The sequence below is a fragment of the Rickettsia sp. genome, from assembly GCF_965035265.1.
Genome location: NZ_CBCDJS010000079.1, coordinates 1 through 6,187, shown reverse-complemented (window position 1 = coordinate 6,187; position 6,187 = coordinate 1). Strand labels below are relative to the sequence as shown.

Here is a 6,187-nt window from a genome sequence, read left to right as displayed (position 1 = left end):
TTCGAATGTTTTTTTCTGGATTCCCGCCTCCGCGGGAATGACATAAACGTACATACCGTAATTTCTAAGAGAGTGTATGCTAAAAGAAGAAGACAAAATTTTTACCAACCTACATGGACAGCAAGGCCAGGATTTGAAATCTAGCAAGAAGCGAGGCGATTGGGATAATACTAAAGCTTTGCTTGATAAAGGTAGAGACTTCATTATTGAAGAGGTTAAGAAATCAGGGCTTAGAGGGCGAGGCGGTGCCGGATTTTCTACCGGTATGAAATGGTCTTTTATGCCCAAAAATTCAGAGAAGCCTTGCTATTTAGTAGTAAATGCTGACGAGTCTGAGCCTGGCACATGCAAAGATCGTGATATATTAAGGTTTGAGCCGCATAAATTGATAGAAGGCTGTTTGCTTGCAAGCTTTGCTATAGGAGCGAATAATTGTTATATCTATATTAGAGGTGAGTTTTATAATGAAGCTTCTAATATTCAGCGTGCATTAGATGAAGCTTATAAAGACGGGTTAATAGGAAAGAATGCTTGCGGTTCAGGCTTCGATTGTGATATTTATCTACATCGCGGTGCGGGTGCTTATATTTGTGGCGAAGAAACGGCATTGCTTGAAAGCTTAGAGGGTAAAAAAGGTATGCCTCGTTTAAAGCCTCCTTTTCCTGCTGGCTTTGGGTTATATGGTTGCCCGACTACTATAAATAATGTTGAGTCTATCGCAGTAGTACCGACCATTTTAAGACGAGGAGCTAGCTGGTTTGCTGGTATAGGTAAACCTAACAATACGGGAACTAAGGTTTTCTGCATATCCGGCCATGTTAACAAGCCTTGCAATGTTGAAGAAGCAATGGGAATCCCATTAAAAGAATTGATTGAGAAATACGCCGGCGGTGTTCGAGGCGGTTGGGATAATCTTAAAGCAATAATACCGGGTGGTTCTTCTGTTCCTTTACTTCCTAAGTCATTATGTGAAGTAGATATGGATTTTGATGCTTTGAGAACGGCAGGTTCCGGTCTTGGTACAGGCGGTATTATAGTTATGGATAAATCTACTGATATTATTTATGCTATAGCCCGCCTTAGTAAATTTTATATGCATGAATCATGTGGACAATGTACTCCTTGCCGTGAGGGTACGGGCTGGATGTGGCGAGTTATGATGCGGCTAGTTAAAGGTAATGCCAAAAAATCCGAAATAGATGAACTCCTTAACGTTACGAAAGAAATAGAGGGGCATACTATTTGTGCTTTAGGTGATGCGGCAGCTTGGCCGATTCAAGGACTGATACGTCATTTTAGAAGCGAGATTGAAGAGAGGATAAAGAGTTATAGCGTGGCTTGAGGTCCAGTGCTATATGAACGTTTAGGATGTCATTCCTGCGAAAGCAGGAATCCACAAAATAACCTTAATGTTAGTACAATAATTATATATTTTACTAGATTCCTGCTTTCGCAGGAATGACATTAATCCATAAAAAAAGACATATATTATGCAAACAGATAACACAAAATCAAATAATACTAAAACTACAATGCAAGAGTGGGGTTCTTTTGCGTTTGTAATATGCGTCGCTTTACTTATTAGAATACTTGTTATGGAGCCGTTTACCGTTCCGACCGGTTCTATGAAAGCAACTATACTTGAGAATGATTATGTTTTTTCCACGAAATATAGTTATGGTTATAGTAATTATTCTTTGTCTTTCTTTGATTTCATTCCTCTTTTTAAAGGGCGGATATTTGCATGTGAACCTGAGCGTGGAGATATTATAGTTTTTCGTCCTCCTAACGATATGAGTGTTAGATATATAAAGCGTTTAATAGGGCTACCCAGCGATAAAATTCAATTGATTGATGACGTAATATATATTAACGACAAAAAAATAGAACGCACGGAAGTTGGAACTTATATAAGCGAAGAGGGAAGAAAATATTTGAAATTTAAAGAAACTTTGCCAAACGGCAGAACTTATTTTTCTTATAAGCTTGCTCCTGTTTTTGGCGTTATATCTGATGATAGGTACGGTAATACTGATGTTTTCTATGTACCTGAAGGAAAATATTTCTTTTTAGGGGATAATAGAGATCAGTCAAATGATAGTAGAGTAAATCTTGGATTTGTACCATTTGAAAATTTTATCGCTAAAGCACAATTTATTTGGTTCTCAACAAAAATAACTTGGTGGGATAATGATATAGGAGCTATTAATCTAATATTAAAGTTAAAGCCATGGATTGAGTCTGTTAGACTAAACAGAATTTTCAAGAATCTTTATAGCATGGATTAGTATACTCGTTTAATTTGAAAAATTGGCGGCGTTACTTCTCGCTTATAATCCTCACGTAGTATAACTACGCTACGGTTATAAGCTTCAAAGTGCCTTGCTCTTTTCCAAATTAAATCTCGTCTACATCGACGTCACATTTATCAGAGGTTTAATGATAGCATTTAACGACTTAGAAAAATTACTCGGTTATAATTTCAAAAATAAAGAGCTTTTAGTAGAGGCGTTAAGTCACCCGTCTTTAAGACAACATCATGAGTACAAGGATGATAAAGATTATGAGCGGTTGGAATTTTTAGGTGATGCAGTATTAAATTTAGTAATTACAGAAATTTTATTTAGTAGTTTTAAAGATTATAATGAAGGGAGTTTAGCTAAAATTAGATCATATTTAGTTTGTAAAGAAACAATATGTATGGTTGGGGCTAAGCTTACTTTAAAAGATTATATAATTATGACTCATGGCGAAGAAGTAGCAGGTGGGCGTGATAATCCTAATAATATAGAAAATACTACCGAAGCTTTGATCGCTGCTATATATCTTGATAGCGATATTGAAACAACTCATAATATTATCGGGAAATTATGGGCAGAATTTATAAATGTTAAAGATTTGACTGATTATGACCCCAAAACTGCTTTACAAGAATGGGCTCAAGCTAGAGAACATCATCTACCCATATATCAACTCATTAAAAGAGAGGGAGTAGCTCATTCATCAATTTTTACGGTTCTTGTGAAAGTAAAAGATTATGAACAAACAGGCGCTGGTCACTCGATAAAAGAAGCAGAGAAAGACGCAGCTAGAAGCTTATTACATAGGCTTAAGTTATTATGATGGATAAGCAGCAGCACCAAAAAACAATTTCGGTTTGTATAATCGGTAGACCAAATAGTGGGAAGTCTACTTTATTAAATAGAATAATAGGTGAGAAGCTTTCTATAGTTACTCCAAAAGTTCAAACTACTAGGTCAATTATTACCGGCATTATTACTTTAAAGGATACGCAAGTAATCCTGTATGATACGCCGGGAATATTTGAGCCAAAAGGAACGCTTGAGAAAGCGATGGTCAGATGTGCTTGGTCAAGTTTGCATAATGCCGATATAGTTATGTTGATTATCGATAGTTTAAAGCCGTTTGATGATATAACACGTAATATTTTAGATAAACTTCGTTCACTTAATATTGTGCCGGTATTTTTATTGAATAAAATAGATGTTCCGTCAAAATATCTGGATGAGATTAACGCTTTTTTAACAGGAAATCATCTTGATGGTTTAGTTTTTCCTATCTCTGCGTTATCGGGCAAAAATATTGATGGATTACTTGAATATATAACAAGTAAGGCAAAAATTTCTCCTTGGCTTTATGCAGAAGACGATATAACGGATTTACCGATGCGTTTTATTGCGGCAGAAATCACAAGAGAGCAATTATTTTTTAATTTGCAGCAAGAACTCCCATATAAACTAACTGTACAAACCGAAAAATGGGAAGAGCTTAAAGACAAATCCGTAAAGATTAATCAGGTTATAGTAGTATCAAGAGAAAGTTACAAAACTATAATTCTCGGTAAAAATGGCTCTAAAATTAAAGAGATTGGAGCAAAATCCCGAATGCAAATGGAGAAATTCTTTGGCTTTCCCGTTCATTTATTTTTGTTTGTTAAGGTTCGTGAGTTGTGGGAGAATAACCAAGAATTTTATCAGTATATGAAGATATGATAGTATGTCATTCCTAGCTAAAAGCAGCCTTGTTGCATGGCTCGAAAAACCTGCTCGATGTCATACCGTGGCTTGACCACGGTATCCATAAAAACAACTAAAAATACTAAAATTCTTAGTATTTTTAACTGGACCCCGCGATCAAGTCGCGGGGTGACAATGGAAAAGCTGAGCTATGCAACAACGCCGCAAAAGCGGGAATGACATAAAAGCCATGCAATAATGCCAATAAAAATAATATTAAATAATCATGATAGTACTTGGGATTGATCCGGCACTTGGGAGTCTTGGATGGGCGGTGGTTGCAAAGGATACCGCAAAGCTGAAATATTTAGCTAGCGGTACTATTAAAACCAGCAGCAAAGATGAAATACATCATAGGCTTGCGTTTATCAATAATACGTTAGAAAAAGTAATATTAGAATATAAACCTGATATGGCAGCGATTGAAGAAACATTTGTTAATACTAATAACGTGACTTCGTTAAAGCTTGGCTATGCTAGAGGTGCGATCATGTCGCTAATTGGTAGATATAATTTGGACATGCGGGAGTTTAAACCTAATACGATAAAAAAAACCGTGACCGGTTACGGACATGCAGAGAAAGACCAAATTTTGCATATGATCAAGCTTTTACTGCCTGGAACTTCTGCTATTACTAACTCTGATGAAGCTGATGCCGTAGCAATCGCTTATACTTGTCATGTTATGAGAGTTTAAATGAACGATTTTAATCCGGTTATAATATTAGTTGCACCGCAAATGGGTGAGAATATCGGTGCTACTGCAAGAGCAATGAAGAATTTTGGCTTAAATGAGCTTAGAATCATAACTCCAAGAGACGGCTGGCCAAATGAGCAAGCACGTAGTAATGCAGTCGGAGCGGTTAATATTATAGATAATGCAAAAGTTTATGATAGCCTTGAGGATAGTATTAAAGACCTCGAATATTTATACGCCACTACTTGTATTAAAAGGGCTATGAATAAAGATTATGTATTTTCACAAAATTTGCCTTTAGATTATCCAAATTCTGAAAAAGTTGGGATAATGTTCGGGAGGGAAAATAACGGGCTTAGTAATGAAGAAATCGCACTTGCCAATAAGATTATCACTATTAATACAACTGAATTTAGCTCATTAAATATTGCTCAAGCGGTTATTATAATATGCTATGAATTGTTCCGTAATTCTACGCCTAGAGAGGATATATATAACATTCAAAAATTAGCTACTAAAGAAGAAATAGAACATTTCTTAACAAATTTATTCGGCAAACTCGATAAAGTCGGATTCTTCAAAGCTCCTGACAAAAAGCCTGCTATGCAGCAAAATATCACTAACATATTTACACGTATAAACAACCTTTCGTCCCCAGAAGTTCAAACACTGCAAGGTATTATAAAGTCTTTGTATACTCGATGAACTTGAAAAATTGGCGTCGTCGTTCTAAAGTTGAGTCGAAGTATACTGCTAGGAATATATTCTTCTTGATAAGAGGCATTTATTTTATCAAAGGTCTAATAATTTCAGCTACTCTTTCTGCTTCATTTAAAGGTTTATAGTTATATTTCTGCAGCATCGTTACTGACTCATCAAAAATTCTTGCTATTTTCTGCTCTACTAATTGCTTTATAAAAATTTTATGTTTTGAGGAATTAAAGTTTGGTGGGCAGAATATATAAAGAGGTTTACCGCTTGAAGCTGCTTCACTGCACATTGAGATTGAGTCGGCTGTAGAGATTGTATATATTGCTTTGGCGAGCATAGCAATATATGGATTATAGCCTGCGTCTTCGTTCGGGTCATAAATAATTGTAGAAACCGGCATGTTACTTTTAATAATAGATTTTACCTCTATCGGAGTACGTCTGCTGAAAGTAATGAAAAACGGTATTTTTTGATTAGTAGATATTTTATTTAATAATGAAGAAAATAAAACTGCTTCATTTTTGTTGAAATTGAATTTTTTATTATTACCACCGATTATCACGGCAATAAATTGTTTAAGGTTAGGATAATGTTTTTGTAGTTCTAAGTTCGCCGCGGCGAACTTTTCAGTTACGTTGTTGATAGCTCCGTTGATGGGGATTGTCATTCCGCGACTTGATCGCGGAATCCAGTCTTCTTTAATTTTTTTTTGGATCCCGTGGTCAAGCCACGGGATGACATT

General features: G+C 35.8%; 8 protein-coding genes. 7 read left to right on the top strand and 1 reads right to left on the bottom strand.

The window, feature by feature from the left end:
- The first annotated feature begins 76 nt into the window (after positions 1 to 76).
- From nuoF to AC1Z7D_RS05575, 7 genes are all read left to right on the top strand, one after another.
- Entirely contained in the window at positions 77 to 1,342 is a 1,266-nt protein-coding gene (nuoF, locus tag AC1Z7D_RS05605) for an NADH-quinone oxidoreductase subunit NuoF (RefSeq protein WP_482602714.1), read from the top strand.
- 148 nt (positions 1,343 to 1,490) lie between these two features.
- Positions 1,491 to 2,288, top strand: coding sequence for a signal peptidase I (gene lepB / locus AC1Z7D_RS05600; protein ID WP_482602712.1), 798 nt, complete (start codon positions 1,491 to 1,493; stop codon positions 2,286 to 2,288).
- Between the two features lie 151 nt (positions 2,289 to 2,439).
- Positions 2,440 to 3,123 carry a ribonuclease III gene (rnc, locus tag AC1Z7D_RS05595; RefSeq protein WP_482602710.1) on the top strand — a complete coding sequence of 228 codons (684 nt, stop codon included), beginning with the start codon at positions 2,440 to 2,442 and terminating at the stop codon, positions 3,121 to 3,123.
- Complete coding sequence (era, locus tag AC1Z7D_RS05590) at positions 3,123 to 4,013, top strand: GTPase Era (protein ID WP_482602716.1); 891 nt, start codon at positions 3,123 to 3,125, stop codon at positions 4,011 to 4,013. The genes rnc and era overlap by 1 nt, the downstream gene beginning before the upstream one ends.
- A gap of 36 nt (positions 4,014 to 4,049) precedes the next feature.
- Complete coding sequence (locus tag AC1Z7D_RS05585; RefSeq protein ID WP_482602708.1) at positions 4,050 to 4,217, top strand: hypothetical protein; 168 nt, start codon at positions 4,050 to 4,052, stop codon at positions 4,215 to 4,217.
- A 46-nt stretch (positions 4,218 to 4,263) separates the two neighbouring features.
- The gene (ruvC, locus tag AC1Z7D_RS05580) at positions 4,264 to 4,734 is read left to right on the top strand and encodes a crossover junction endodeoxyribonuclease RuvC (RefSeq protein WP_482602706.1); all 471 of its coding nucleotides are present in this window, start codon (positions 4,264 to 4,266) and stop codon (positions 4,732 to 4,734) included.
- A complete protein-coding gene (locus AC1Z7D_RS05575; protein ID WP_482602704.1) occupies positions 4,735 to 5,439 on the top strand; it encodes an RNA methyltransferase in 705 nt (234 codons plus the stop codon).
- Between the two features lie 79 nt (positions 5,440 to 5,518).
- Here the strand turns inward: AC1Z7D_RS05575 and AC1Z7D_RS05570 are convergent.
- Positions 5,519 to 6,187: ELM1/GtrOC1 family putative glycosyltransferase (locus AC1Z7D_RS05570; RefSeq protein WP_482602702.1), on the bottom strand; the 669-nt coding region annotated here is incomplete at its 5' end.